Raw genomic sequence first — 23743 nt, forward strand, 5'->3', positions numbered from 1 at the left:
GAGTCCGGAACGGGCCGGTCAGTCCGCCGGCACTCCCGCGCTCCAGGCGGGCCAGTTGCCGACGATCGCATCCACCAGGGGCCGCCCCGCGATCAGGAGGTTGGCGGTGGAGATCGGGAACCCGCCTGACTCGGCCGAAAGCGAGGCGTAGGCGGTCTGCCCCGGATGGGGCCGGTCGAAGTTCGACGCGGTGCGCAGCACGGCCACGCGCCGCAGGTCGAGCAGCCCGGCGCTTGCGCCTCGCTTCATGGTCTATGTGCAGCCAGACTTGAAGCGTCACTCATTGACCGTACACACAAGACTCTTTTCTAGGACGAGCTCGCAACGTGCCCGTAGCAGGCCTTGAGGGCCGTGTAGTCGTAGTAGTGGGCCGTGCCCGCCGCCTTAGCGCCGTCGCAGGCCGCCTTGAAGTCTGTTTCCTTCTCGTTGTAGAGCATGCGCACCAGCAGCTTGCCGCCACCGTCCGCGAACACGTCCCACTGCATGTTGGCCGCCATTGGGGAGACGTATTCGCCACGCCATGCATTGCTGCCGTAGCTGAAGTTCGAAGCCTTGGGCACGCTCTGATCCACGCCCTTCAGGCCCATGCGCACAGCGAAGGGCATCATGATTTCGGCATGCGTGAAGCGCAGCTTGGCCGCATGCGAGCGGTCGCCCCTGGCGATCGCGTCGACCTCGTTGAACATGTCGTCTGCCAGGATCTGCGACATGCGCGAGGTGATGTCGCCCTTCTCCGTCATGCCGGGGCCCTTGTCGTAAAAATCGGAGCCGTCGTTGAGCGCAGCGAAGAACTTCGCCTGCGCGGCGGGCATGTAGGCCGTGAAATCGACTCCGGCCTCGCTGCGCATCGCAGGCGCGATCACGTACAGCTCGTAGAGCAGCGCGCCCGCGTCGCCCGGCGACTTGATCGATGTCTTGCCGTCGCCGCTCAGGCTGGGCGCGAACTTGCCGTCGTCGCTCGTGTAGCTGAAGCTGCCGGTGTTGGCAAAGCTGTAGGTGCCGTTGGCGATCTTGTCGACGAAGCTCTTCGCGAAAAGGCGCTCCAGCAGCACACGGCCGGCAGCCGCGGCCTCGGGCGTGACCGTGAGGCCACTCTGCTTGCCGAGCAGGTCGGCATCGTTGCTCTTGTAGTCTTGGTAGGCCAGGCTGGCCTGGTAGGTCGTGTAGAGCGGGTCGGCTGTGTTCGTCACCAGGTCGGTCGCCTTCACGAGCTTGTGAAAGTACAGCAGGAAGCGGTTGGTGCCGGCGGGCTGGGCCACTGCCGTGCCGTTGTCGGGGTAAGGCGCAGGCGCTGCCGGATAGCTCAGCAGCGGCGCCAGCGCAGGTTGCACCGCCTTGAGCGACTGCACGAAGAAGTTGCCGCTGTCTACCGCGCGATCGACGCCGGAAGTCACCATCACGATCTGGCGCGGGGCGGTGGCGGCGCTGTCGCCCACCTGCTTCCAGTAGGCTGGCAGGCGCTGCACCAGCCGCGCCGCGAGCTGCGTGTGCTCGTTGATGCCGACCTGCGTCTCGTTGCCATAGCCGGGGGTGCTGATGCCCGCCACGCCATAGCCGAGCAGGAAGTTGGCCTTCATGATCTTCAGCACGTCGGGGCCGAGCTTCTCGCCCAGCAGCGTGAGCGCGCCGTCGTCCTGCGCCTTCTTCCACATGTTGTAGACCGCCAGGTCGTACTTGAGGCCCGAGAGCCCGCGCGAGCCGTGGCGCGCAACCACTTCGGTGAAGACCGGCGAGAAGCCCGCAGGCGCCGCCTCGTAGGTGCTGACGTCCTGCTGCGGCCGGTACGGCGCCTTGGTCTGGTAGTAGCGATCCGTCAGTGCAGCGGCCGTTACCAATGTCTTGACGTCGTCGTCGCTCGCAGCCGATGTGAGCGCGTCGCGGATGCGCTGCAGGCCCTCGTCGGATGCGGCCTTGAGCGCGGCCCTGGCGACGGGATCGACCTCGGTGTTGATGTCGCCGAGCAGTTTCGACGCAATCACGCCGACCGAGATTGCTACCTTGCCGACGGCGGTCTTGAAGTCGAGCCCGTTGGCTTCCATTTCCGCGACCACCGCGGTCGACTCGAAGTCGACGACGCCCGGCGCTTCCTTCGGCGCTCGCAGCACGAGCGGGGAAGTCACCGGCTTGGAGGAGGGCACGGAAGGATCGATCTCCATGGCATCGGTGCCGATCTCGGCCACGATGCCTGCGCCGGCCCCAGCGAGCGTGAAGCGACCTTGCTTGTCCGATCGCGTGGAAGGCTCATCACCATCGCAGCGACCGTTGGCGTTGAAATCGAGGCAGACCTTGGCATTGACGAAGTAGCTGCCGACTACCACTCCACTGGTGCTGGCAGTCGTCGTGCCGCCTGGGGTCGCAGGGATCGTTGCGCCCCCGGCGGTGGGCACCCAGGCGAAAGAAGAGCCGCTGTCACCGCCACCGCATGCGGTCAGAAGGAACACCGAGAGACTGAGGCAAGAGATTGTCGCGCGGGTCAGGGCACGGTAAAACGGCGAGGTCGAAAACATGAGATTCGCGAAAACGAAAAGGGAGAGAGCTTTTTGCCTGCGCGTGACATGGATGTGACTGCCAGTTGCGAAAATGCGATGGCATTGTTCGACATACGCTACTCAGGCCGTGCATCGTGCGAGAGCAGAGTCCAGCGACGACCGAGAAACTGTGCTGCGCCTAGTGGATGAGGCTCGCCAGTTGGGCACGCACTGCATCGTCGTGGATTGCCTTCGATGATCGACCGAGATTGAGCCGCCTTGCCTTAATAATACAATTATGATTATGTAAATAGCAGGACAATCGCCCACCGCTGAAGTGCCTGACCAAGTTCTAAACCGCGCAACCGGCATGCTCTCCATCTTGTACCGCAGGCAACACGCCGCGGATGGCCAGTGCCAGCATGTCGCGCAAACCTCTTCATTCCATCATCACCAGGCTCCACCGCTTGTTGCGACGCCCAACGTCGAACATCGTCGAGTGCCACGTTGCAATGTAAGCGGCTGGCGATCCCATCTTGATGAGTAGCCGCTTACCGGCTCCAAGGCTAGACTTCAGGAATCGGCCAGAAGTCGCTGTTCGGTGCGGATGAGAGCGAGCGTCAGCGCGCGGGGCGCGTGCCCATGGCCGTAAGCACGCCCAAACCGATAAATGATGTTCCCGCGAGCCGGTTACCCCAGCGGCTGCCCCATGCGGCCCGCCTCAGGCGCGGTGCGACGAGACTTGCCGTTAGCACGTAGATGACGTCGGTGCAGCAAGCGATACCAACGAAAACACCACCGAGCGTCAGGGTCTGCATCAGCGGGTTGCCGTGAGCGTCCATGAACTGCGGCAGGAAGGCGGCGAAGAACAAGGTGGTTTTTGGGTTCAGCAGCGCGACCATGAAGCCATCTCGGAAAACGCGCCGCAAGGGCTGCGCCAGCGCCTGCGGCGTTGCGTCGGCGACTGGCGACGCCGTTCTCCACATCCGGATGCCGAGATACACGAGGTAGGCGGCGCCGGCCCATTTCACTGCGGTGAAAGCGGCTGATGACACGGCGAACAAGGCGGCCAGTCCGAGCGCAGCTCCCAATGCATTCGAGAGATTGCCAAGCGCGACGCCCAGTACGGATGCAAGACCGCATGCGCGACCCTGCGCCAAAGTACGGGCCACAATGTAGACGACGGCGGGTCCGGGGGTGATAGCCAACACCAGGCTGGCACCAACAAAAGCCAGGAGCAAAGGCGTGTCGGGAAGCATATGAACTCCAAGTATTGAGGCGGCAAGTATCGCTGCACCACCACGGTTTGCAAGGAACCATCCGTAAGCGGATGGGCGCTCCATCTTGACGATGATGAGCGGCGGCGGCTCCTAACGCAGAGTCAGGTGAGCGGTTGCCAGCGATGCGGCAAGAGCTCGTCGATGCGGCTGGCCGGGTGCGTAGGCAGCCGCTCGAGGACATCCTTTAGGTACGCGTGCGGCTCGTGGCCGTTCAGACGCGCCGAGTGCACCAGGCTCATGACGGCCGCAGCTCGTCGGCCGGCGCGCAAGCTGCCGGCGAACAGCCAGTTCTGCCTCCCAAGCGCGATCGGCCGGATCTGGTTCTCCACCCGATTGTTGTCGGCCGGCAGCTCCGCATCGTCGATGTAGCGTGTGAGCGCCAGCCAGCGCTTCAGGTTGTAGTCGATGGCCTTCGCGGTCGCCGAGCCCTCGGGCACCTTCTGCCGCTGCGCGGTGAGCCATTGGTGGAGTGCATCGGCCACCTTCCGTGAGCGTTCCTGGCGCACGCGCCTGCGGTCTTCTGGTCCCAGCTCAGCCACGACCCGCTCAACCTCGTAGAGCTCGCCGAAGAACTTCAAGGCCTGCTCACCGATCGGGCTGCCGTGATTGGCCCACAGCTCATGGAACTTGCGCCTGGCATGCGCCAGGCAGCCGGCCTCGGTAACGCCCAGCTCGAAGCACGCCTTGTAGCCGGAGAAGTCATCGCACACCAGGGTGCCGCGCCAGCCGTTCTCGCCGCCAAGCCGAAGGAAGGCCCGGGCGTGCTGCCCGCCGCGGCTGTCGGCGAAGTCGAACACCACTGCGGATAGTGCGTCATAGGCAGTCGTGCAGTAACTCCAGAGGTACGCCCGATGCGTCTTGCCGTGGCCAGCCTTGAGCATGGCCACGGGGGTCTCGTCCGCATGGAGCACTTGACTGCGGAGCATCTCGCTCCTGAGTGCATCCACCACCGGCTGCAGGTGAACGCCGCATTGCCCCACCCAGGCGGCCAGCGTCGAGCGAGGGATCGCGAGGCCCGCTCGGCCGAAGATGGCTTCCTGCCTGTACAGCGGCAGGTGATCGAGGTACTTGGCCACCAGCACCTGGGCCAGCAGTCCTGCCGTCGGGATGCCCTTGTCGATGATGTGCGGCGCCACCGGCGCCTGGATCAGCGTCTCGCACCGGGTGCATACCCACTTGCCGCGAACATGGCGTTCCACCGTGAACACGCCGGGTTCGTAGTCGAGCTTCTCCGCCACGTCCTCGCCGATGCGCTGGAGCTGGCTGCCGCATGCACAAGTGGTGCTCTGCGGTTCGTGGTGGATCTCTCGGCGCGGCAGGTTGGCGGGAAGTACCTGGCGCTTGGGCTGCTGCTTCTCGCGCTGCTCGCCGTGGGCGGCAGCGAGCTGCTCCAGCTCACGCTCCAGCGCCGCGAGATCGGCATCGATGGTCTCTTCCAGCAGACTCTTCTGCTTGGTGCTGAAGGCTTCGGACTTTGCGGCGAACTTCAGCCGCTTGATCACCGCCATCTCGTGCGTGAGCTTGTCGATGGCAGCCTGCTTGAACGCAATCTCGTGGTCGCGCCGTTGGATCTCGAGCTTGTTAGCCTGCACTTGGCCCATGAGCGACTGCACCATCTCGCGCAGTTGCTGCGCGTCCAGGTGGTCAAGGTTGGTGGCCGTGTCGCTCACGGAATGCAAGGATGCCCCAGGACACTGGGGCGAGCATCGGCAACTTCGGCAATTGCGCGGCCGCGCTACAGAACGCAGATGACGCCGGCCTCGCCGACGCGTTGCCAAGGCAGGCCGAGCACCAGGGCATCGAATTGGGGGCGATTCAGGCTGAGCGTAGGGGGGCATCCTTGGGCCAGATGAACTTGCCTTGATGAAGACGCCTGGCCGCCAGCCAGATGCCAATGCCGTCGTGCACGAGCACCTTCATACGGTTGGCGCGGCGGTTGGCGAACAGGTACGCGTGGTGTGGCCTGGCAGCGCCGAAGACGCGTACGACGCGCGCCAGAGCCGCCTCGGTGCCGGCGCGCATGTCCAGTGGCTCGACAGCCAGCCACAGTGCATCGACGCGGATCACCTCAGGATCTCGCGCAACCAGGCGGCACACTCGCTCGACGCGCTCAGCGGCCAGATCACGTTCACCGCAATGGCACCGCGCCGCAGTTCGAGTCGGATGTCGCCAGCGGGCGCTTGGCTTGGAGCCAGCGCGATGGCCACGAATTCGTCTTGCCGGCTACCACCTGCCGTGCCAGCGACTCCTATGGACAGGCGCCGCCACTTGTGTACGAGGTTGGCGTTGAGGCCGTGCGCCAGCGCCACCTGCGCCACCGACGCGCCAGGCTCGGCGCAGGCCGCCAGCACCCGCTGCTTCAGATCTTCCGCATGGCGCCGACGGCTCACGCGTTTGGAGTCTTCCATGGTGTCCACCTAAATCTGCATATGCCCCCGCATCCGGCGCATGTCCGAGCCGCCCGTAGAAAAGGATGCCGATCAACGCCACGCCCAGCGCGTTGCTCGCCTGCTGCACCATCGAGATCACGCCCGAGGCCACGCCCGCATGCTGCGGCGGCAGGCCGGCCAGCACGGTGGAGACCAGCGGCGCCATCACCATGCCGAGCCCCGCGCCCTGCACCAGCAGCAACGGCACCATCCACGCCACGACGTGCGAGTGTCCGGGCCAGCCGGCCACGTTGACGAACTGCAGCGCATGTCCTGCAGCGAGCACAAGGGCGCCGAGCGCGATGGGCGGCTTGCCGCCGAAGCGGCATGTCAGGCGCGCGCCCGCCATCGACGTCGCGAAGAAACCGGCCGCCAGCGACGTGAAGACGATGCCCGAGCTGAGCGGATCGAGTGCGAGGCCCTGCTGGAGGTACAGCGCCAGCACGAAGTACAGCGAGGCATTGCCCACGTAGAAGGCCAGCGTCGTGAGCAGGCCCATGCCGAAGCGGCCATTGGCGAGCAGCACCGGCGCCACGAGCGGCGTACCGCCATGTGCGGCGAGCCGGCGCTGCTGGTATGCGAAGGCTGCGAGCAGCGGCAGCGCCGCCGCAAGGCACAGCCAGCTCCACAGCGGCCAGCCCTGTTCGCGGCCCTCCACCAGCGGCAGCACCACTGCCGCCGAGCCCGCGGCCACCAGCAGCATGCCGGCGAGGTCGAGCCTGCTGTTGCCGTTGTTCGCCAGCGGCGGAATGACGCGCGGCGCGAGCATCAGCGCCAGCAGGCCGATCGGCAAGTTGATGAGAAAACAGCTGCGCCAGCCGAGACCCGCCAAGTCGGCATGGATCAGCAGGCCGCCGACCAGCTGCCCGAGCGTGGCACCCAGCCCCAGCGTAAGTCCATAGGCCGCGAAGGCACGCGCCCGGTCTTCCCCTGCGTAGGCCAGGCCGATCATCGCCAGCACCTGCGGCTGCAGCAGTGCGCCGGCCAGCCCCTGCAGCACGCGTGCCGCCACGAGCAGTTCGGCGTTCGGCGCAAGGCCGCAGGCAGCGGACGCGAGTGTGAACAGCAGCAGGCCCAGCATGAACATGCGGCGGCGCCCGAACAGGTCGCCGAGCCGTCCGCCGGTGATCAGCCCTGCGGCAGTGGCGAGGCCGTAGCCGGCCACCACCAGTTGCAGGGTGCCCGCGCTCGCGTGCAGTTCGCGCTGCATCGAGGGCAGCGCGACATTGACGATGAAGAAGTCCAGCACCACCAGGAAGGTGCCGCTGAGCATGACCCACAGGCCCAGCTGGCCGGGCCTTGTCGCTTCCGGACTCTGGCTGCCGGTGGAAGAGAGCGATGCTGCCGAAGCAATGTTTGACTGCGTCATGATGGATTCGAGTGTTGGAAGGAAGCGGCATGAAGGCAGTGACCTCGGAGGTCACCGGCCGTGCTCAGGCGGCGGGCGTGGGCAGGATGAACTGGTAGTCCATGGCGATGCGGCCGTCTTCGGCGAGCACCAGGAACTCCAACCCGAGTGCGGTCACCGGCCCACCCGCGGCCGGGACCATGTGCCAATGGAACATCACCGCGTCGTGCAGGAACTGGGCGTCGCCCGCGCGGACGAAGCGGAAGCCGGCGTCGCGCACGTTCTTCTCGTGCGAGCCGGTGACGCGCTGCTGCAGCGCCTCGTGGCCCTTTGCCTGCAGCGTGCGCACGTAGTGCTCGCCGTCGGGCACCCAGAGGCTGGCGATGGCGGCGCTGCGGGCGTCGGTGTCGGGCTCGTTCCAGACGGCGACGTAGCGGTCGGCGAGTTCGGCGAATGAGGTCTTGGCGTTCATGGTCCGCTCCTGTCGTTTTCGTTTGTGGGAAAGAGAGACCGCAGTTTCCGTCTCATGTGATGGACGGTGAATGCCTGGAAAACCGATAATCTTGTCCATTCGTCCACCACCACAGCAGCCTCATGGACCCGCTCGACGATGTCTTCGCCGCCATGCGCGTACGCAGCGCCCTGTATGCCCGCCTGGAGGCCGGCGCGCCCTGGGGCGTGAGCCTGGCCGGCGGCGAGAGCGCGCGCTTCGGACTCGTCGTGCGCGGCGGGTGCCTGCTGGAAGCCGAAGGCGCGGCGCAACCGATAGCGCTCGCCGCCGGCGACTGCTATGTGCTGGCGCACGGCACGCCCTACGTCCTGCGCGACCATCCGGACACACCCACGGTGAGCTGTGCCTCCGTCGTACGCGACCGCATCGGTGGGCTCGTGGAACTGGGTGGCACCGGCACCGCGGCCTCGGTGATCTGCGGCTGGTTCCACTTCGATCAGCGCGCCGCCCGGCCGCTGCTCGACCTGCTGCCCGTGCTCCTGCACGTGAAGATGGAGCAGGCCCGCGCCCTCGCGCTGCAAGGCACGCTCCAGCTGCTGGCCATGGAAACCGGCGAACCGGGCCTGGGCTCCAGCCTGCTTGTCAGCCGCCTGGCCGATATCGTGTTCGTGCAGGCCGTGCGCGCGCACGTCGCAGCCACCGGCGAATCGCAGACGGGCTGGCTCGCCGCGCTGGCCGACGCGCGCATCGGCCCCGCCCTGCGCGCGATGCACAAGGACATCTCTCGCGACTGGACGGTGGAGGCCCTTGCTTGCGCTGCGAGCCTGTCGCGGTCCGCGTTCGCACAGCGCTTTCGCGAGCGGGTGGGAAAGGCGCCGCTGGAATACCTCACGCAATGGCGCATGTTCAAGGCCGGCACCATGCTGGCGCAAGGCAACGCCGCCATGGGCACGATCGCCGGGGCTGTGGGCTACGAATCGGAGGCGGCGTTCAGCAAGGCGTTCAAGCGCGAGAAAGGCGTGGCGCCTGGTGCGTGGCGGGCCGCGGCCCGCGAGGAGAGCGTGGCCGCCTAGTGTCCCGTCCCGTCAATTCGCAGGCAGAGGCGAGATAGTTTTTCGAGGATGGGGTCGGCGGTGGCGGTCCAGGAGAACGGCTTGCAGCTCTCGTTGTACCGGCTCACGAACATGTCCATGTTGTTCGTCGGCGCCTTGACGCTTTTGAACGAACCGCGCCGGATCGCCTTGTCGGTGATCACGGCGAAGAAGCACTCGACCTGATCGAGCCGGCTCGAACAGGCAGGCACGAAGTGCATGTGCCGGCGTGGCCGTTGCGCGAGCCAGGCACGCACCTTCGGATACCGGGCCAACCTCAGGATACCTGTCGGCCGCGTTTCGACGGTTCGCGCCACCTCCGGCCGGGCTGCTCGCCCTCAGCGTCGGCGTCTTGTTTGGCAACAACGTTACGCGTCCACTCTGCTTCGATTTCCTTCGTTCAGTGCGCGTTGATGAGTTCCTCCGCATGCAGATGCATGACGAGGTCCCTCATCCGAGGAGCGAAGAACACATTCGCGTCAATCAAAACGACGCGAGGCGGCTCGGCCGCCTCGCTGCCAGGTACGTCGCGACGCTTCGCCATGCTCAGCGACTAGCGCGGCGGGGAATGCCGGCGAGTTCATCGTCGTACAACCCCAGCTTCTGGCTGGCCGCCATCATTGCGTCCAGCCCCCTGCCTTGTCGCTCCTTGCTGCGTGCCTTGTATTCGAGCAGAGCAGTCTTTGAGATTCTGCGGTGATTGCCCGCCGTTCGACGTATCTCCCCTAGAGCACCAGAGTCCGCCAACGTGTTGAGGTGGCTCCGAGAGACGTGCAGCAACTTCGCTGCAGCCTCGCTGGTCAGCTCATCGTCCTCCGATGCCTCGCGAGCTCCAGCGGATGCGGCGCTATCCCGTGGGAGCGCCTTTTCCGTGAGGCCAAGCGACTGGACTTGAACAGTTGATAGCAAGTGGAGCAACACCGCACGTTGTTCAGCGGCAGCCTTGCTTACCAACAGGCCCGTGACAAACGCCTCTTCGAGCAATCCAGGAACTTTTTCGGCGACAACTTTCTCGACTGCCTTTGGAGAGATCTTCTTGGCCGTCAGTTGTGCGTTAACCAACGAGGACAACTTGGCCGCAAGGCCCGCAGTAATGTCCGCGAGCACAAAGCTAAGCTCCTTCCGCCCTTGAATGTCGAGGGAAGGCGCGGAGGCGGTACGTGCGAGAGTGGTCATGGCGAACTCCAGTTGATTGGCAGCGTAGCAAAGACCGTCAAAATCGTCAAAATCGGTGGTCTCTAGTGGGACTCCTTGCCGTGTGGACATGGAAGCATGGACTCCGCCCCACCCTCAAGGTCCCTCAACCTTCCCCAGGCCGGAGTTGCCCAGCAAGACGGTCGTGAGGCGGTCCTGCGCCGCTGGCGCCATGAGGCCCAGACAGCCATTCGTTGCTACCAGGCGGCCGCGGCGCTCGTCGGCAGTCCACAGCGATGACTCGTCGTCGATGGCAATCCATGCGGCGGGTCGCAGCCACTCCATGTGTCGACGCACGTGCGGAACGCAGTTGAACATGAGCAGAACAGCGGCGAAAGTAGTTGATTTCCTTGGACAAACATTCCAGCACGCCACGAGACATTGGTCAGCCAAGCCACTGAACATTGGTCAATGCCGATTCTGTGCCACCAGACTTTGGTCTGCGCGAAGTGAACAAACAGGAATGCAATTGTCTGGTCGTCCTACCGCTGGAGTGAGTCCAGCGTGTCGGCGTAGGCCTTCCGATCTGACGCATAGCAGCCGCACGCTGCCGTTTCCAGGCCGCCGCGATCGAGCACCGTGATATCGCCCCGGTGGTAGGCAATCAGCCCGCTGTGCTGCAGGGCGTTGGCAGCCACGGTGATGCCCACGCGTCGCACGCCGAGCATGTAGGCCAGGAACTCATGCGTCACGCGAAAGCTGTCGGCTTGGGCGCGATCCTGGCTCATCAGCAGCCACCGGGCCAGACGTGGGCCGATCTGATGGAAGCGAAGGCATCCGGCTGAAGTTGTCAATTGGTCCATCAGCACGTAGAGATAGCGGTTCAGCACGCGTCGCAGCGCCGGGCTGCGCTCGAGTTCCTTTCGGAAGGCTCGAGCGTCGATGCGCCACGCCTTCCCCGAGCCCTGCACCACCGCACGCAGGGGCGTCATTCCCACGCCCAGCACCATCTGCACGCCCAGCATGCCCTCGCGCCCGACCATGCCGACTTCGAGCTCGGGGCTGCCGCCCGTCAAGGTCAGCAGCGAAATGAAGCCCTCCGTGGGGAAATAGGCATAGCGCGTGCGCTCTCCGGGCGTGCACAGCACGTCGGCCCAGATCAAGGGAGCAGGTTCGCAGAGGGCGAGGAAGCGCCTCCGGTCCCTCGCGGGAAGCCGTTGGATCAGGTGGTTCTCTACGGTGGTCAATCTCGCCCTCCGCTGTGTTGGCAGTCCGAACGAGTCTGCAACGAGCGCCGGGAATTCACCGTTCGATGGCGCACACAGTGCGCCGGCGTCCGCGGACGCCGGTCATCACCACTCGCAACACCTACACCGCGACCCCATCCGGCAAAAGCCGGTCGTATTCCTTCTTGACCACCGCGTAGCACTCGCAGGTGCGTTGCTCCAAGCCTCGGCGATTCAGCACCGAGATGCGACCGCGCGCGTAGCGGATCAGCCCGGCCCCCTGCAGCTTGAGCGCCCCCTCGGTCACGCCTTCGCGGCGCACACCGAGCATGTTGGCGATCAGTTCCTGCGTCATCACGAGCTCGTTTCCTTCCAGCCTGTCCAGGCTCAGCAGCAGCCAACGGCAAAGCTGCTGATCCAGAGAATGGTGTCGGTTGCACACCGCCGTCTGCGCCATCTGCGTGATCAGCGCCTGGGTGTAGCGCAGCAACAGGTGGAGGATGGGAGGACGTGTGAATTCTTCCTTGATGGCCTGCGCCCTTAGCCGGAAGCCCTGCCCTGCGCTTTGCACGACGGCGCGGCTGAGCGTGGATTCTCCGCCCATGAACAGCGAGATGCCGACGATGCCCTCGTTGCCAACCACAGCGATTTCGGCCGATGCGCCGTTCTCCATCACGTACAGCAACGAGACGATGGCAGTCGTTGGAAAGTAAACGTGGCTCAGTGCGATGCCCGATTCGTACAGCACCTGACCCAGCGGCATTTCCACCGCTTCGAGTTGCGGCCGCCAGCGTTGCCATTCGGCTTCAGGCAGTGACGCCAGCAGCTTGTTTCTTCTCGGGTCGATCGCAACGGGCATCGCGTGCTCCAGACGGCTCAGGAGATGAATCGGCATCCGGTTTCAGGCGCAGAGCCTCCTTCAGTATAGGCAGCGGTGACATTTTCTGTGCGCTATCGCACATATCGGCTTCTCGCGAACACCCCGGCCGTTCAACCCAAATCACGGTGCCGAAAACGCCGTTTCCTTCAGCAAGCAGGATTTTTCGCTGGCGATGTCTGCCGCTGTTCCGGCACGGCATGACGCACCTCAGCGAGGGCCCGGCTGATCAGCTCGCCCATTGCAGACAGGCTGCGCTTCAGGACGGTCCCGGTGGCACCGCCCGCGGTTATGTTGCCGAGTTTGAGGGCGTGGATCGCCAGGGTTGCTGTCCCGAGGGCGCTGCGCACCTCGTGCACCAGGAAGCCGAAACGCTCGGCCACGTCCAGGCTCTGCTGGCGGGCAATCTGCGTGTCGCGCTGAAGGCTGAATTCGGTGTCCTTCTCCCGCACGCTGACGGGACGCCAGAGATTGGCGGGAGCGCTTGCCATCGAGTTCACCCCAAGCTTTTCAAACAGCAGTGGAAAGCTCCAGGATTCACGGCCCCGGGGACTGGCTCGCGATCGATCGCCTTTGAGGGGGTTGGCAGCCTCTCTACAGAAGGCCCTTGTTCGTCGCACAAGTCACAGCCTGCGCGCGTGTGTGGACCTGCAGCTTGCGGTAGATGCTTTTTATGTGGACGTTGACGGTTTGCGGACTGATCCTGAGTTGTTTCGCGATAGCGGCGCCGACGTTCCCGAGCGCAATAAGCTGCAGCACCTCCAGTTCTCGTTCGGTCAATGTCGCGCGGCCAGTCGGTGGCCGGACAGGATTGCCATTGGCGCGCGAGTGGTTCAGGTGAGCGAGCAACCTGCGGGCCAGGGTCGGAGTGACAGCAGCTCCGCCGTTGACCACATGCAAGACAGCCTGTGCGTAGCTCTGCAGCCACGCGGTTTGGACCAGGTAGCCTGAGGCTCCGAGGTCAAACGCATGCAGGGCCTGGGCCTCGTCCAGGCGCGCTGAAATGGCGATGACTTCGGGCGTACTGCGATGCTTCTTGGCCTCTTCAATCAGTTCGAAGCCGCTGCCGTCCACGAGGCAGACGTCCACCATCAACACCTCGAATTCGAGCCGCATCAACAAGCGTCGCCCTTCGCGCAAGGTGTTCGCCTGGGCTTCGAGCTGGATGCGACGATCGTCAAGCAACTCCTGTGCGATTACACGTTGGATCGAGGGATCCGGAGCCACCAGCAGCACTCGTACCGGCTTGGCGTGTTGCCCAGCCAGAAAGTGCGGCCACTGAACCGCAGTCGCACTTTGCGGGGCCGGCTCCTCAAATTGCCCGCGCCCCGAGTAGTTTCGCGTCCGACCTTCCTCGCTCACTACCAAGCTATCGTTTTCTCTCTCCATTTGCAGCTTCCTTTTTGATCATCGGTATTGCTTGGACTGTGGAATTCGGAGCGCTTCCCTCAATGCAGAGGATTCCTTCATGTCCGCCCTAACTCCAAGGACCATGGGCCAGCGATGTCTGTGGCGCAGGGCCGTCCCTTTGGCTGTGCAGTCGATCTGCATGGAAAGAGCTTGGGAAGAAGCTTCGCCGTATGGCCCGTTCAACAGAACCATTCGTGCCGCTTGCTCGAACGTGATCGCTCATACGGAACAGGGACAACGTGCCAGTTCAGAGGCGCGAACCTCGCTATCCAAGATTGCTTGCCTGCCGTGGCGAAGGGGTTTGTCAGACATCCGCAAAGTCCGTTGCGCTCTACTTCGCTGGCGGGGTCTCTGGAGCTGGTGTGACGATTACAGTAGTTCTTTCGCTGGGCTTGCCAGTCTCCCCTTTCTTTCCATCGACGCCTTGGGCATCCGCTATACCGGCCACGCTCAATACGCCGAGCAGCGTCAAAGTCAGTGGTAGATGGCTCATGCAGAATCCTTTGAAGGCCCCTCGGACTAGGCGCATTCCGGGCATGAGACGGTGCTCCAGCGAACACAGGCGCACTGCGCTTTGGCTAGGGGGCGGTATGCCCGACGTCGGCGGCAAACCAGCGAAAGATCTTGGCCGGATTTCTCCAATCGCTCGTGTACCGAACGAACAGGAAGCCGGACGCTGCGTTGCCGATCGCGTCGATGGGAATGCCGGCAGCCTGCAACGCTGCCTCTTCTTCTGCAACGCTCGTGTCGAGCGGCAGCTTCAGCGTGACGGTCGCGCTGTGGATGACTTGCCTTGTCATTGGCTTTTCTCCCTTGAGTACGCTGGCACGTTAGAAAAGTCGAGAAGATCGGTCTGTGCGTTGCCGCACACAATGAGCGCTACGTTCCCCGCGAGCGGGTCCGAAGGAAACACCGGCAATGGCTCGACCTGAGCAGAAACGCCGCCTGTATCTCTTCGTGAGAAAGCACTGCCTGGAGTGCGGTGACGTCCAGTGGCAGTGCCGGCGCGCAGACGGGATACGCCGCCCAGGCCGTGTTCGGCACAGGAGTGAAAATGCCCGCTCGAGGCGGGCATCGAAAAGTTGAAACGTCAGGATTTGCCGTGCTGCTGGGAGTCGGTTTGGCGAGGCTCCGGCTTGTGGGACGGCTGGCCCTGCTGCTTTTGCTTCTCCGGCTGGGATTGGTCTTGCTGCTTCTGCGGCTGTGGAGCCGGCTTCTTGTCTGGGTGGTTGGACATGGAAGAATTCCTGGTGACGCAGCGACATTGACTGCCAGTCCATTCAGCTGCAACGAGATCCTGCGGCTGTAGGCGTTTGCCGGGACAGGAGGTAAGAAGTCGGGCTCTGTGTGCAGTCGGCCTCCAAGGCCGAATCTTCGATCCGAAAACGGCTCTTTCACAGGCGCCCTGGACAGCGACGGCCTGCCAGCATCGAGGCTGCGCTCTTGATGGGCGGGCGCCTAAGCTACCTCTACCAGCGCTGGATGGCCGTCGACGAAATCATGGCGTGGCTCCGGCGCTCGGTCTGTGTGCTATCGCACAGTCCCATCTTCCTTTCCGCGGTAGGTTCACGACTCCGACCTCTTCCGAATGGAGGACTCCATGACTCCCTCCCAATTCACCGCCGAGTCCCTGCTTCGCACCTACCTCGGTGGTCGCAGCATGCCGAAGATCCTGCGTGACGCAGTTGTATGGGTGATCGAGGCCCGGCTGACCAACAACGAGACGCCGACTCTCGATGAAGCGCTGCGCATGGACATCGATAACCATGCTGTAGCGCCTCCTGGGCAGCCGATCGCACGCGCTTTGCAGCGTCGCTTGGGCGAGATGGAAGTCGCAACGCATGCAAGCGCAAGACAATCAGCGCCCAGAGAGTTCGGAACCTCTGTGTATTGATACGAGTGCCTGGATCCCAAGGCCATCCGTTGCTTCGATTTTTTGCTCGGCGGTCCGTACGGCCGGGACGCCATCGAGGTTTGCTCGCAGACCATGGCAGCGCATCTTGCGCAGACTATTCCGGCAGGCTCCGGTACGCCTTCGCAAGGGAGTCTTTTTCGGCCCTCTACCTGGGCGCGAGACACCACACAAGCACTTTCGTCGAACACGACGACACGCAGTCGGCCTACAGCGGCAACCGTGCCGGCCTAGTCAGTCGCAGGCTTAGCAGGACCGCTGTGGACCGGGCGTACTCATGTCCCTTTGCGGCTATGTTTGCTGGCGCACGGAGGCTCACCCAATACAGGTCTAAGGTGAAACGCATGGATGCAGCTCCCAAGCCCTTGAAAGACGTGCTGTCCGCAGGCCGCAGCGACGGACTCGTGCCGGATCGAGCGCAGTGGACGACGTCAGTAGATGCCGTGTCCATGGATGGCGGATTGCGCTACCACGCCGACGTTTTCAAGAACGAGAGTTTCGTCTGCCGCATGGCGCTGTCGGGCAAATTCGAAGATCAGGCAACGGCGGAGAACGAATTCGAACGTCGCCTGAGAGGCTGGATCGCCGAATACGAGTTGGGCGATGAGTGGTTGCCTGGGACGGAGTCGGACACGCGAGCCAGAAAAAGGCTGCCGGATATCGGCGACGGAAGGTCTGAGTCGGGAACGAAGATGCTCTACGCCAAGCTGAAGTGGGAGGTTGCCTGTGAGCGGCTGGCCTGCGCCTTGGATGCCGGGCCGAGCTTTTCTGCGGATGAGAAAGGGGATCTGGAGCTCGCGTTCAAGTTGGTTCGAGCTGCACTGGAGGAAGTCTGCACGGCGTTCAAGGCCCGTACGGGGCAAGAGGGCGCAGCGGTTGGATAGCCCCGAGGGCGAGGGCATCGCCTGTCTTTGAATGCAGCTTGCACAAGGACGCAGGCAGAGGGCTTTCCCCTCCGCGATCTGGTGTCACAGAGGACAGGCGACGCTCAGCAGCGCGGCAGGAAATTCATTGGCATGCGACCCGCGCTTGCGGCGCGCACCACGCGGTGGATGAAGTCGAGCTTCTCGATCACCGGCGGAACAATGACGAATGGATAGCTGTCGTGCGCGCCGAGGCTGCGGTCCATCGCGTTGATGAACTGTGAGACGGGCAACCATTGCAGGATGATGAGCTCATGGATCGATTCGGCATCCAGGTCGAGCGGGCGCACTTTCAAGGCTGGACCGGACGGTGAGGGAAATTCCAGGTGAGCACCCCAGGAGGCGGCTGTTTCCAAGCCATCCACCAGGTGCAAGTAATGGGCCCAGGTTTCGGCCCAGTCTTCCCACGGATGCGAGCTCGCATAGGCGCTGATGAAGTGTTGAGGCCAGTCGCGGTCTGGCCATGCATAGTGGGTGTTCAGTGCCGAGTCGTAGTCCGCGCGTTCGTCTCCGAAGAACGATCGGTACTCCGTGACCCACGGCGTGTCGCGCACCAGCCGATCCCAGTAGTAGTGGCCAATCTCGTGGCGAAAGTGACCCAGCAGCGTACGGCTGGGCTCGTGCATCGAAAGGCGGATGTGCTCGCGGCAGGCATCGTCCGCTTCGGCAATGTCGAGCGTGATGATGCCTTCGTCATGCCCGATGAGTACCCGCTGCTGCGAGTTCATCTGCTCGAGAAACTCGAACGACAAGCCATTGACAGGGTCTTCGCGCTTGTTGGGTGTCGGCAGTCCAAGTTCGATGAGCGTGTAGAAGAGACGGCGCTTGGCCTGTTCGAGCGCCGCCCAGTAGCCGTGGTTTTCCGACTTGGCCAGCGCAGGGATCGTGTGGGTCGTTCGGCACGACAGACAAAGGCCGTGGTCGGTGAGAGAGGGCACCATCCAGTTGCACCCATTCGCCTCGCGATTGGCGCACGGCCTGTATGCGGGGCCTTCCGAGCCCAGGCGGCGCCATGAACCCTCGTGCGAGACCTCGAAGGCAAGCATGCGCTGCGCATCCGTTGCGTAGCCGAGGGACGAGCTGCAGACTTCGCAGCGAAGGTTCTCGAAGAACACGCGATTGCCGCAATCCGAGCAGCTCATCTGCTTCACGCAGGCACCCAGGTATCGGCATCCAGCGTGTTCTTCAACGACGCCTCTCGATGCGCATCGGCTTGTATGTCTCGATTCAAAGCGGGGTTCCGTTCCGAGGTTGCCGAGGACGCGGCCGTCCTGACCGAGAGGCTTGCTTGCGCGGAGTTGGCGATGGGGCTTGTCTCGCCTTGCCACATGCCCCTCATGGGATCTTCATCAACCAGCAGTGGATGATTTCGATCTTCCGTACTTGTGTGCGAATCATTTTGCGCTCTCAACTCTGATGGCGCCAGAGAATTCGGGCCGCGTCGATGTGGGATGTAGTGCGATCCGGCCCGCTGCGGTGGACCCTGCAGTCGGGCAACGCGCGAAAGTCCCTGCACTCTGTCCATCGGCTGGAGTCACGGTGCCAGTGCCGTTGCGTTGGTGTCCTTGCAGGTCCATCATGTATGAAGTCAAGCTTTCGCAAACGGATCGGCGATGGAACAAATAGAAAATCTCATACAGGTTGAAACCGGACCGCGCCATGTCATTCAGGGCACATACCAAGGTGTCCGCATTGAGGTCATCGCCGGTTACAGCATCGACACGGACGAGTGGTTGTTCCACGTGCGCCTTCACGACAACCAGGGGCGTGCCGATCGCTTGACGGGTTGCCCGACAACCCATCGGGCTCATGGGCTGCAAGACGCCTTCGATCTGGGCCTCGAACTCGCCGTGTCACACCTGAAAAGCCGCTGAGCTCCTCCTGCAACTTGCGAAAGCAGGTTCCCTGGGGGCGCACATGACTTCTTTCTTGCATGCCGCTGCAATTGGCTCGCGCTGTGGCAGCCAGCGTGCATCACAGGCGAAGATCGATCTGCAGGCTGTCTGCCCCTGATCGTCGTGAGGCCACCGCCTGCATCGTGCCGCCCCTGCGATGCAGGCGCAGGTCCGCCGTTCCCTGGGGCAGCCGCAAATCACGCAGCACGAGCTCATCGATCTCGCTGGGAAGCACCGGTTGAGCCACTACGATGCGGCCGTGCATGGCATCGATGTCGATGCCCAGGCAACCCTGCAGGAGCATGAACACCGAGCCGGCGGCCCAGGCCTGCGGCAGGCAAGCCACCGGATAGGACACGGGTGCCTCGCCATGCGCCTTTTCAAACCCACAGAACAACTCGGGCAGGCGCATGCCAACCTGGCTGGCGCATTCGAACATCTCGCTCGTTAGCCGCGCGGTGCTGTCTCGCTCGCCGTAGCGAGCCATGCCGGCAGCACACAGGGCCACGTCATGCGGCCAGACCGAACCGTTGTGGTACGACATGGGGTTGTAGCGGATGGCCTTGGATGACAGCGTGCGCAACCCCCAGCCCGATTCGAGCCCGGACGCCAGCAGCCGGCGTGCCACGGCGCGCCCGCGCGCCTCGCTGGGCAGCCCGGTGTACAGCAGGTGGCCGGCGTTGGAGGCATAGACGCGGCAGGGCGCACCAACTCCATCCAGCGCGAGTGCGTAGAACTGCATGTCCTCCTGCCAGAAGCGCGATTCCACCCGTTCGGCCCAGGCTTCGGCGGCTTCCGCGTAGGGTGCGGCTTCTGCATCGTTGCCGAGCCACTTCGCCAGCAGCGCCATGCCTCGAAGCGCAGCGACCGCATAGCCTTGGACTTCGACCAGGGCGATAGGGCCCTCGGGTGTGCGCCCGTCTTCGTGGAAGATCGCGTCGTGGCTATCCTTCCAGCCCTGGTTGGCCAAGCCGGACGCCTGGGCACGCGCATAGGACAGGAAGCCGCCGTGACGGTAGGCGTTGTGCTGAATCCAGTCCGTCGCCGCCACCAACGCGGGCCACAGCCCCACGATGAACGAACGGTCGGCGCTGCGCCGTGCATAGGCCGCGGCCAGCATGACGAACAGGGGCGTCGTGTCCACGCCGCCGTAGTAGCGACCGAAGGGCAGCTCGCCCATGGCGGTCATTTCCCCTTTGCGCAGCTCGTGCATGATCTTGCCGGGCTCTGCATCGTGGAATGCCGAGGTTTCCTGTGCCTGGTGGCTGGCGAGGTACGCCAGCACGCCACGCGCCAGCGATGGCTTGAGCCACAGCGTCTGCAGCGCGGTGATGATCGCATCGCGACCGAAGGGGGTGGAGAACCAGGGGATGCCCGCGTAGGGGTACGGACCCGTCGGCAATGCCGTGGTCAGCAGCGCGAGGTCGGCGCCCGAGCGGTCCAGCCAGGCCTGGAACTGCCGCGACGAAGTCCGTATCCGCGCGCCGCTGCGCTGGCGGATGCGCATGCTCCGCCTGGCTGCCGCACCCGCAGCCCGGAACTGCGCACGCGCCGGGGCCGACGCAGCAGGGCCGATGTCCACGTACAGCGCGATATCCTCCCGGCCACCCAGGATGAGATCGAAGTGGCAGCGTCGCTCGTCGATGGCGGTGGGCTCAATCGAGAAAGCCAGCCGAGTGCACCGCGTGACGCCGTCCAGCCCCCGGTAGCTGAGCTCGATGCTCGCGGCCTGCACCCGAGGCGCAAGAAACTCCCCCCGCTGCGGACGGCGCTCTCCGCGTACCTCGAAGGTGTCGCTGAAATCGGCGCCATAGACCAGCTCGAGCTGCAGTCGCGTGGCCGTCGTGCTGTAGTTGCTCAGAGTGATGCGCTCGCGCAGCAGACCGTCCCACAGCAGGCGTCGCCGCTCGATGTGCACCACGCCTTGAGGCAATGAGTCGCCTCCCAGAGGAGGCAGTGGCCGATTGGTGAGGTGCGCGGTAAAGAAGACGTTGTCACGGCTCACGTCGCTGGACAGCAGGGTCGGTCGTTCGCCCTCCAGCAGGAGGTGAAAGCACGACAGCAGCCGCGTATCGTCCTGGAAGAAGCCATCGCCCGAGCCCGCGATGTCGCCATAGGTGTCGGCCACCGCAAAGCTGTCGCCGTCCTTGAGAACGAACAGGTGATCTGGCGTGCGCGGCACCGAGGTGTCTGCCGTGGTGGATCGAGCGGGTTGCGCACCCTCGGGATGAGGCGAGGTCATGCCACTTCGCTCTCGCGCAGACGGCGGGCATGCACCAGTTGCCAGTAGAGCCGGGCATAGCGCTTGGCCATCGCTTGCGCGGTGAAGCGCTCGTCGAACGCCCGGCGTACGCGCGCACGCGACAGGCCGGTGATGCCGTGCACCGCCTTCACGGCCCCGGCGATGTCGTCGACGATGAGGCCGGAGATGCCGTGCTGCACGACCTCCGGAACAGAACCGCAGCGCCAGGCGATGACCGGTGTGCCGCATGCCATCGCCTCGATCATGACGAGGCCGAAGGGCTCGGGCCAGTCGATCGGGAACAGCAGGGCTCGCGCGCCACCCAGAAAGGCACTCTTCTGAGCGTCGCCGATCTCGCCCACGAACTCGATCAGCGGATGATCCAGCATCGGCCGGATGCAGGTGTCGAAGTAGACGCGGTCGGCGGCGTCCACCTTGGCCGCGATCTTCAGCGGCACGCCGGCGGCCTTCGCGATCTCGATCGCCCGATCGGGCCGCTTCTCCGGCGAGATCCGCCCGAGGAAGGCGAGGTAGCCGTCCTGTGCCCGCGGGCTGAACCGGTATTGGTCGGGCAGCATGCCGTGCTGCACCGTGGCGTACCAGTTGGCCTCCGGCAGTGGGGCACGCTGGCTGCGGGAAATGGACACCAGCGGGTACGAAGGCCAGCGCGCATAGACGTCGCGCAGGTCATCGATGTCGAGCCGGCCATGCAGCGTCGTGAGAGTGCGTTCCGGCATCCCCTCGAAGAAGGGGAAGTGGATCAGGTCGACGTGGAAGTGAATGACGTCGAAAGCATCGGCCCGCCGTCGCACCTCATGGATCATGGCGAGGTGGCTTGCCAGGTCGGAGTTCAGGCGCCCGCTATCCAGCCGCAGTGGCTGGGCGCGTGTCGCGACCAGGCGGGCCTTGGTCCGGGTCTCGCCCGCGGCGAACAGCGTGACTTCGTGTCCTTGGTCAACCAAGGCGTCGGTGAGGTGCGCTACGACGCGCTCAGTGCCGCCGTACAGCTTGGGCGGAACGGCCTCGAACAGCGGGGCTACCTGTGCAATCCTCATCCTGTCGCTCCTGCGTCCGTGCTTTCGAGCATGAGGATCAAGAACATCGCAGGCCCATGCGCTTCAGGGTTGCCCGGCAATCGCCCCGCGTGAGCGGATCAGCTCGGCATAGTCTGCGGCGTCGGAGAACCGGTCGTAGCGATAGCCCGCGAACGTGTACTGGTGGCCATCGAATCCGATCGCCAGGTCCTTCATCCGGGCTGCCGTACCCAAAGGTTCATTGGCCCTGCCCGGTTTTGGCGTGTTGGGTTCGAAGCCGGCACGGCCGCCTTCGTTGAGGAGCGAGTCCTCGGCCTGGATGGCTTCGGACGGGCGATGACCGAGGGCGACTGAAGAGTCCATGGGAAGGTCAGACCGAACGCAGGCACACCCTGGGGGAATCGCAAGTAGTAGCAGGTCGCAATCACGCTCAGCAGGGGAATGCAGGCCGCGATTCAGTTCGAGCTGAGGGGAAGGATGGGCGTCTTCGCAGGGAGATCGTCGGAAATGGAGTTGACAGAACATTGCTGCCTCCTTCGGGGGCGTGCTGAATGGCAGCGACAGATCATCATCTGCCCATAGTCGCGAATCACCTAGGGAAGGTCTGATCAAGTCCACGGATGGCCGCTCTGAACGTTGAACACGCACGCTGAAGGAGGACCAACGATGAGCCAGATCAGTTTTTCGGATGCCGAGCATGCAGGCAAGAGGAAGAAGACGCGCCGGGAAGTCTTCCTTGCCGAGATGGAACTGGTCGTGCCTTGGAAGGCGCTACTCAAAGTCATCGAACCACACTACCCGGTGGCGGGGCGAGGACGCCGACCGTATCCGCTCGAAGCGATGCTTCGTGTGCACTTGATGCAGAACTGGTTCGCGTTGAGCGATCCGGCGATGGAGGAAGCCCTGTACGAGATCACCTCGCTGCGCACGTTCGCAGGCCTGGGCATGGAGTCGATTCCCGATGAGACGACGATCCTGAACTTCCGCCACTTGCTGGAGGCCAGCGATCTGGCGGAGGACATCTTCAAGCAGGTCAACGCCCACCTGGCCAGGAAGGGGCTGCTTCTGAAGAGAGGCTCCATCGTGGACGCCACGATCATCGCGGCGCCCAGTTCGACAAAGAACGAGAGCGGCGAGCGAGATCCGGAGATGCACCAGACGAAGAAGGGCAACCAGTGGCACTTCGGGATGAAGGCGCACATCGGCGTGGACGCGGACTCGGGGCTGGTGCACACGGTGACGACCACGGCCGCCAACGAGGCAGACGTGGAGCAGGTGAGCGACCTGCTGCACGGCAAGGAGAGCGAGGTGTGGGCAGACTCGGGCTATCGCGGAGCACAGAGTCGGGTGAAGCGCAGCGTGCAGTGGCACATTGCAGGCAGGCCCAGCGACATGGCGAAGATGCCCGAGGGCCGAGCCAAAGCCAGAGCGCGCAAGCAGGAATACCAGAAGGCCAGCATCCGGGCAAAGGTGGAGCATCCGTTCCGGGTGATCAAGCGGCAGTTCGGCTTGGCGAAGGTGAGGTTCAGGGGGCTGGCCAAGAACACGGCGCATGTGATCACGCTGTTTGCACTGTCGAACCTGTGGATGGCCAGGAAGAAACTGATCGCGATGCTGGGACAGGTGCGTCTGCAGACGGCATGAAGGGCCGCAGGGCCTCTCAAACGCATGGGATGCTCGGTGAGACGAGCCTGTGAGCGCAACGACCAAATACGCGCGCTCGCCATCAAGCCAATTTACGACTTGATCAGACCTTCCCTAGCGTTGCTTTGACCTATCTTTTGTGGTGCCAATGCGATCTGGTTGTTGGGTGCTACATGGCGCATCATCGCGATCTGCGAGACGTCCAGATAGTTGTCGGTCGTCGTCGACTTCGTCGAGCGCGGTCTGGTCGCTCACGAAATCCCCACCGAGGCCAAGACCACCGCCGCTAGTTAGTTGACGGGCAAGCTAGCGGACTACTGGCGTTGGGGGCCGGTGTTCATTACCGAGTGAGGAAAGCCGATGCTCGTGCTGCTGAAGA

Annotated in this window: 23 protein-coding genes and 2 pseudogenes; 5 read left to right on the forward strand and 20 right to left on the reverse strand. The window is 63.9% G+C overall.

Going from position 1 to position 23743, the window contains the following annotated elements; genetic code table 11:
* Positions 1–18 precede the first annotated feature (18 nt).
* From ABL840_RS20985 to ABL840_RS21020, 8 genes and pseudogenes are all read right to left on the reverse strand, one after another.
* The gene (locus ABL840_RS20985; RefSeq protein ID WP_418115964.1) at positions 19–249 is read right to left on the reverse strand and encodes a hypothetical protein; all 231 of its coding nucleotides are present in this window, start codon (positions 247–249) and stop codon (positions 19–21) included.
* Between the two features lie 59 nt (positions 250–308).
* Positions 309–2318 carry a histidine-type phosphatase gene (locus ABL840_RS20990; protein WP_093208781.1) on the reverse strand — a complete coding sequence of 670 codons (2010 nt, stop codon included), beginning with the start codon at positions 2316–2318 and terminating at the stop codon, positions 309–311.
* A gap of 770 nt (positions 2319–3088) precedes the next feature.
* Positions 3089–3727 carry a LysE family translocator gene (locus ABL840_RS20995; protein WP_093308040.1) on the reverse strand — a complete coding sequence of 213 codons (639 nt, stop codon included), beginning with the start codon at positions 3725–3727 and terminating at the stop codon, positions 3089–3091.
* A 122-nt stretch (positions 3728–3849) separates the two neighbouring features.
* Positions 3850–5364, reverse strand: a complete 1515-nt coding sequence (gene tnpC, locus ABL840_RS21000; RefSeq protein WP_093308042.1) for an IS66 family transposase — start codon at positions 5362–5364, stop codon at positions 3850–3852.
* A gap of 199 nt (positions 5365–5563) precedes the next feature.
* The gene (tnpB, locus tag ABL840_RS21005) at positions 5564–5815 is read right to left on the reverse strand and encodes an IS66 family insertion sequence element accessory protein TnpB (RefSeq protein WP_143043069.1); all 252 of its coding nucleotides are present in this window, start codon (positions 5813–5815) and stop codon (positions 5564–5566) included.
* Positions 5812–6072, reverse strand: a pseudogene (locus ABL840_RS21010) (IS66 family insertion sequence element accessory protein TnpB); the annotation flags it as partial. The pseudogene ABL840_RS21010 and the gene tnpB, both read right to left, overlap by 4 nt.
* Entirely contained in the window at positions 5972–7546 is a 1575-nt protein-coding gene (locus ABL840_RS21015; RefSeq protein ID WP_418115965.1) for an MFS transporter, read from the reverse strand. The gene ABL840_RS21015 and the pseudogene ABL840_RS21010, both read right to left, overlap by 101 nt.
* Positions 7547–7610: 64 nt before the next feature.
* A complete protein-coding gene (locus tag ABL840_RS21020) occupies positions 7611–7997 on the reverse strand; it encodes a nuclear transport factor 2 family protein (RefSeq protein ID WP_093308039.1) in 387 nt (128 codons plus the stop codon).
* A 122-nt stretch (positions 7998–8119) separates the two neighbouring features.
* On the opposite strand from ABL840_RS21020, the gene ABL840_RS21025 reads away from it, so the two are divergent.
* A complete protein-coding gene (locus ABL840_RS21025) occupies positions 8120–9049 on the forward strand; it encodes an AraC family transcriptional regulator (protein WP_093308038.1) in 930 nt (309 codons plus the stop codon).
* Here the strand turns inward: ABL840_RS21025 and ABL840_RS21030 are convergent.
* The 8 genes and pseudogenes from ABL840_RS21030 to ABL840_RS21065 all read right to left on the reverse strand — a co-directional run.
* A pseudogene (locus ABL840_RS21030) lies at positions 9046–9336 on the reverse strand (IS630 family transposase); the annotation flags it as partial. The gene ABL840_RS21025 and the pseudogene ABL840_RS21030 overlap by 4 nt on opposite strands.
* A gap of 277 nt (positions 9337–9613) precedes the next feature.
* Complete coding sequence (locus tag ABL840_RS21035; protein WP_176947696.1) at positions 9614–10243, reverse strand: helix-turn-helix domain-containing protein; 630 nt, start codon at positions 10241–10243, stop codon at positions 9614–9616.
* A 500-nt stretch (positions 10244–10743) separates the two neighbouring features.
* Complete coding sequence (locus ABL840_RS21040) at positions 10744–11364, reverse strand: Crp/Fnr family transcriptional regulator (RefSeq protein WP_371287229.1); 621 nt, start codon at positions 11362–11364, stop codon at positions 10744–10746.
* A gap of 205 nt (positions 11365–11569) precedes the next feature.
* On the reverse strand, positions 11570–12286 hold the full coding sequence (locus ABL840_RS21045; protein WP_093208815.1) for a Crp/Fnr family transcriptional regulator: 717 nt from the start codon (positions 12284–12286) through the stop codon (positions 11570–11572).
* A gap of 167 nt (positions 12287–12453) precedes the next feature.
* A complete protein-coding gene (locus ABL840_RS21050; protein WP_418115966.1) occupies positions 12454–12795 on the reverse strand; it encodes a hypothetical protein in 342 nt (113 codons plus the stop codon).
* Positions 12796–12898: 103 nt separating this feature from the next.
* Entirely contained in the window at positions 12899–13693 is a 795-nt protein-coding gene (locus ABL840_RS21055; protein ID WP_093208769.1) for a response regulator transcription factor, read from the reverse strand.
* A 599-nt stretch (positions 13694–14292) separates the two neighbouring features.
* The gene (locus tag ABL840_RS21060; protein WP_093208766.1) at positions 14293–14514 is read right to left on the reverse strand and encodes a hypothetical protein; all 222 of its coding nucleotides are present in this window, start codon (positions 14512–14514) and stop codon (positions 14293–14295) included.
* 290 nt (positions 14515–14804) lie between these two features.
* On the reverse strand, positions 14805–14951 hold the full coding sequence (locus ABL840_RS21065; RefSeq protein ID WP_176947695.1) for a hypothetical protein: 147 nt from the start codon (positions 14949–14951) through the stop codon (positions 14805–14807).
* Between the two features lie 363 nt (positions 14952–15314).
* Here ABL840_RS21065 and ABL840_RS21070 point away from each other — a divergent pair, with 363 nt between their 5' ends.
* Together ABL840_RS21070 and ABL840_RS21075 are read left to right on the forward strand one after the other, a co-directional pair.
* Entirely contained in the window at positions 15315–15608 is a 294-nt protein-coding gene (locus ABL840_RS21070) for a hypothetical protein (RefSeq protein ID WP_093208763.1), read from the forward strand.
* A 362-nt stretch (positions 15609–15970) separates the two neighbouring features.
* Complete coding sequence (locus ABL840_RS21075; protein ID WP_093208760.1) at positions 15971–16510, forward strand: hypothetical protein; 540 nt, start codon at positions 15971–15973, stop codon at positions 16508–16510.
* 104 nt (positions 16511–16614) lie between these two features.
* Here the strand turns inward: ABL840_RS21075 and ABL840_RS21080 are convergent, their stop codons facing one another.
* On the reverse strand, positions 16615–17691 hold the full coding sequence (locus ABL840_RS21080; protein WP_093208758.1) for a zinc-binding metallopeptidase family protein: 1077 nt from the start codon (positions 17689–17691) through the stop codon (positions 16615–16617).
* Positions 17692–18162: 471 nt separating this feature from the next.
* On the opposite strand from ABL840_RS21080, the gene ABL840_RS21085 reads away from it, so the two are divergent.
* A complete protein-coding gene (locus tag ABL840_RS21085) occupies positions 18163–18423 on the forward strand; it encodes a hypothetical protein (protein WP_093208755.1) in 261 nt (86 codons plus the stop codon).
* A 100-nt stretch (positions 18424–18523) separates the two neighbouring features.
* Here the strand turns inward: ABL840_RS21085 and ABL840_RS21090 are convergent, their stop codons facing one another.
* The 3 genes from ABL840_RS21090 to ABL840_RS21100 all read right to left on the reverse strand — a co-directional run bounded on the left by ABL840_RS21090 (position 18524) and on the right by ABL840_RS21100 (position 22083).
* On the reverse strand, positions 18524–20686 hold the full coding sequence (locus ABL840_RS21090) for an amylo-alpha-1,6-glucosidase (RefSeq protein ID WP_093308035.1): 2163 nt from the start codon (positions 20684–20686) through the stop codon (positions 18524–18526).
* Positions 20683–21741 carry a glycosyltransferase family 4 protein gene (locus tag ABL840_RS21095; protein WP_093308034.1) on the reverse strand — a complete coding sequence of 353 codons (1059 nt, stop codon included), beginning with the start codon at positions 21739–21741 and terminating at the stop codon, positions 20683–20685. Before ABL840_RS21095 ends, ABL840_RS21090 begins: the two co-directional genes overlap by 4 nt.
* Before the next feature lie 63 nt (positions 21742–21804).
* The gene (locus ABL840_RS21100) at positions 21805–22083 is read right to left on the reverse strand and encodes a hypothetical protein (RefSeq protein ID WP_093429448.1); all 279 of its coding nucleotides are present in this window, start codon (positions 22081–22083) and stop codon (positions 21805–21807) included.
* Positions 22084–22386: 303 nt separating this feature from the next.
* Here ABL840_RS21100 and ABL840_RS21105 point away from each other — a divergent pair, with 303 nt between their 5' ends.
* Positions 22387–23364, forward strand: coding sequence for an IS5 family transposase (locus ABL840_RS21105; RefSeq protein ID WP_418115967.1), 978 nt, complete (start codon positions 22387–22389; stop codon positions 23362–23364).
* Positions 23365–23743: the final 379 nt, after the last annotated feature.

Origin of the sequence: Variovorax sp. NFACC27 (assembly GCF_048301545.1) — a bacterium.
Taxonomy (GTDB): Bacteria; Pseudomonadota; Gammaproteobacteria; order Burkholderiales; family Burkholderiaceae_C; genus Variovorax; species Variovorax gossypii.

Bases quoted from the DNA above. Each gene is read 5' to 3' on its own strand.
- ABL840_RS20985 (WP_418115964.1), bottom strand. From the start codon at position 249: ATGAAGCGAGGCGCAAGCGCCGGGCTGCTCGACCTGCGGCGCGTGGCC.
- ABL840_RS20995 (WP_093308040.1), bottom strand. From the start codon at position 3,727: ATGCTTCCCGACACGCCTTTGCTCCTGGCTTTTGTTGGTGCCAGCCTG.
- tnpC (WP_093308042.1), bottom strand. From the start codon at position 5,364: ATGGTGCAGTCGCTCATGGGCCAAGTGCAGGCTAACAAGCTCGAGATC.
- ABL840_RS21015 (WP_418115965.1), bottom strand. From the start codon at position 7,546: ATGACGCAGTCAAACATTGCTTCGGCAGCATCGCTCTCTTCCACCGGC.
- ABL840_RS21020 (WP_093308039.1), bottom strand. From the start codon at position 7,997: ATGAACGCCAAGACCTCATTCGCCGAACTCGCCGACCGCTACGTCGCC.
- ABL840_RS21025 (WP_093308038.1), top strand. From the start codon at position 8,120: ATGGACCCGCTCGACGATGTCTTCGCCGCCATGCGCGTACGCAGCGCC.
- ABL840_RS21035 (WP_176947696.1), bottom strand. From the start codon at position 10,243: ATGACCACTCTCGCACGTACCGCCTCCGCGCCTTCCCTCGACATTCAA.
- ABL840_RS21045 (WP_093208815.1), bottom strand. From the start codon at position 12,286: ATGCCCGTTGCGATCGACCCGAGAAGAAACAAGCTGCTGGCGTCACTG.
- ABL840_RS21050 (WP_418115966.1), bottom strand. From the start codon at position 12,795: ATGGCAAGCGCTCCCGCCAATCTCTGGCGTCCCGTCAGCGTGCGGGAG.
- ABL840_RS21055 (WP_093208769.1), bottom strand. From the start codon at position 13,693: ATGGAGAGAGAAAACGATAGCTTGGTAGTGAGCGAGGAAGGTCGGACG.
- ABL840_RS21060 (WP_093208766.1), bottom strand. From the start codon at position 14,514: ATGACAAGGCAAGTCATCCACAGCGCGACCGTCACGCTGAAGCTGCCG.
- ABL840_RS21065 (WP_176947695.1), bottom strand. From the start codon at position 14,951: ATGTCCAACCACCCAGACAAGAAGCCGGCTCCACAGCCGCAGAAGCAG.
- ABL840_RS21070 (WP_093208763.1), top strand. From the start codon at position 15,315: ATGACTCCCTCCCAATTCACCGCCGAGTCCCTGCTTCGCACCTACCTC.
- ABL840_RS21075 (WP_093208760.1), top strand. From the start codon at position 15,971: ATGGATGCAGCTCCCAAGCCCTTGAAAGACGTGCTGTCCGCAGGCCGC.
- ABL840_RS21080 (WP_093208758.1), bottom strand. From the start codon at position 17,691: ATGAGCTGCTCGGATTGCGGCAATCGCGTGTTCTTCGAGAACCTTCGC.
- ABL840_RS21085 (WP_093208755.1), top strand. From the start codon at position 18,163: ATGGAACAAATAGAAAATCTCATACAGGTTGAAACCGGACCGCGCCAT.
- ABL840_RS21090 (WP_093308035.1), bottom strand. From the start codon at position 20,686: ATGACCTCGCCTCATCCCGAGGGTGCGCAACCCGCTCGATCCACCACG.
- ABL840_RS21095 (WP_093308034.1), bottom strand. From the start codon at position 21,741: ATGAGGATTGCACAGGTAGCCCCGCTGTTCGAGGCCGTTCCGCCCAAG.
- ABL840_RS21100 (WP_093429448.1), bottom strand. From the start codon at position 22,083: ATGGACTCTTCAGTCGCCCTCGGTCATCGCCCGTCCGAAGCCATCCAG.
- ABL840_RS21105 (WP_418115967.1), top strand. From the start codon at position 22,387: ATGAGCCAGATCAGTTTTTCGGATGCCGAGCATGCAGGCAAGAGGAAG.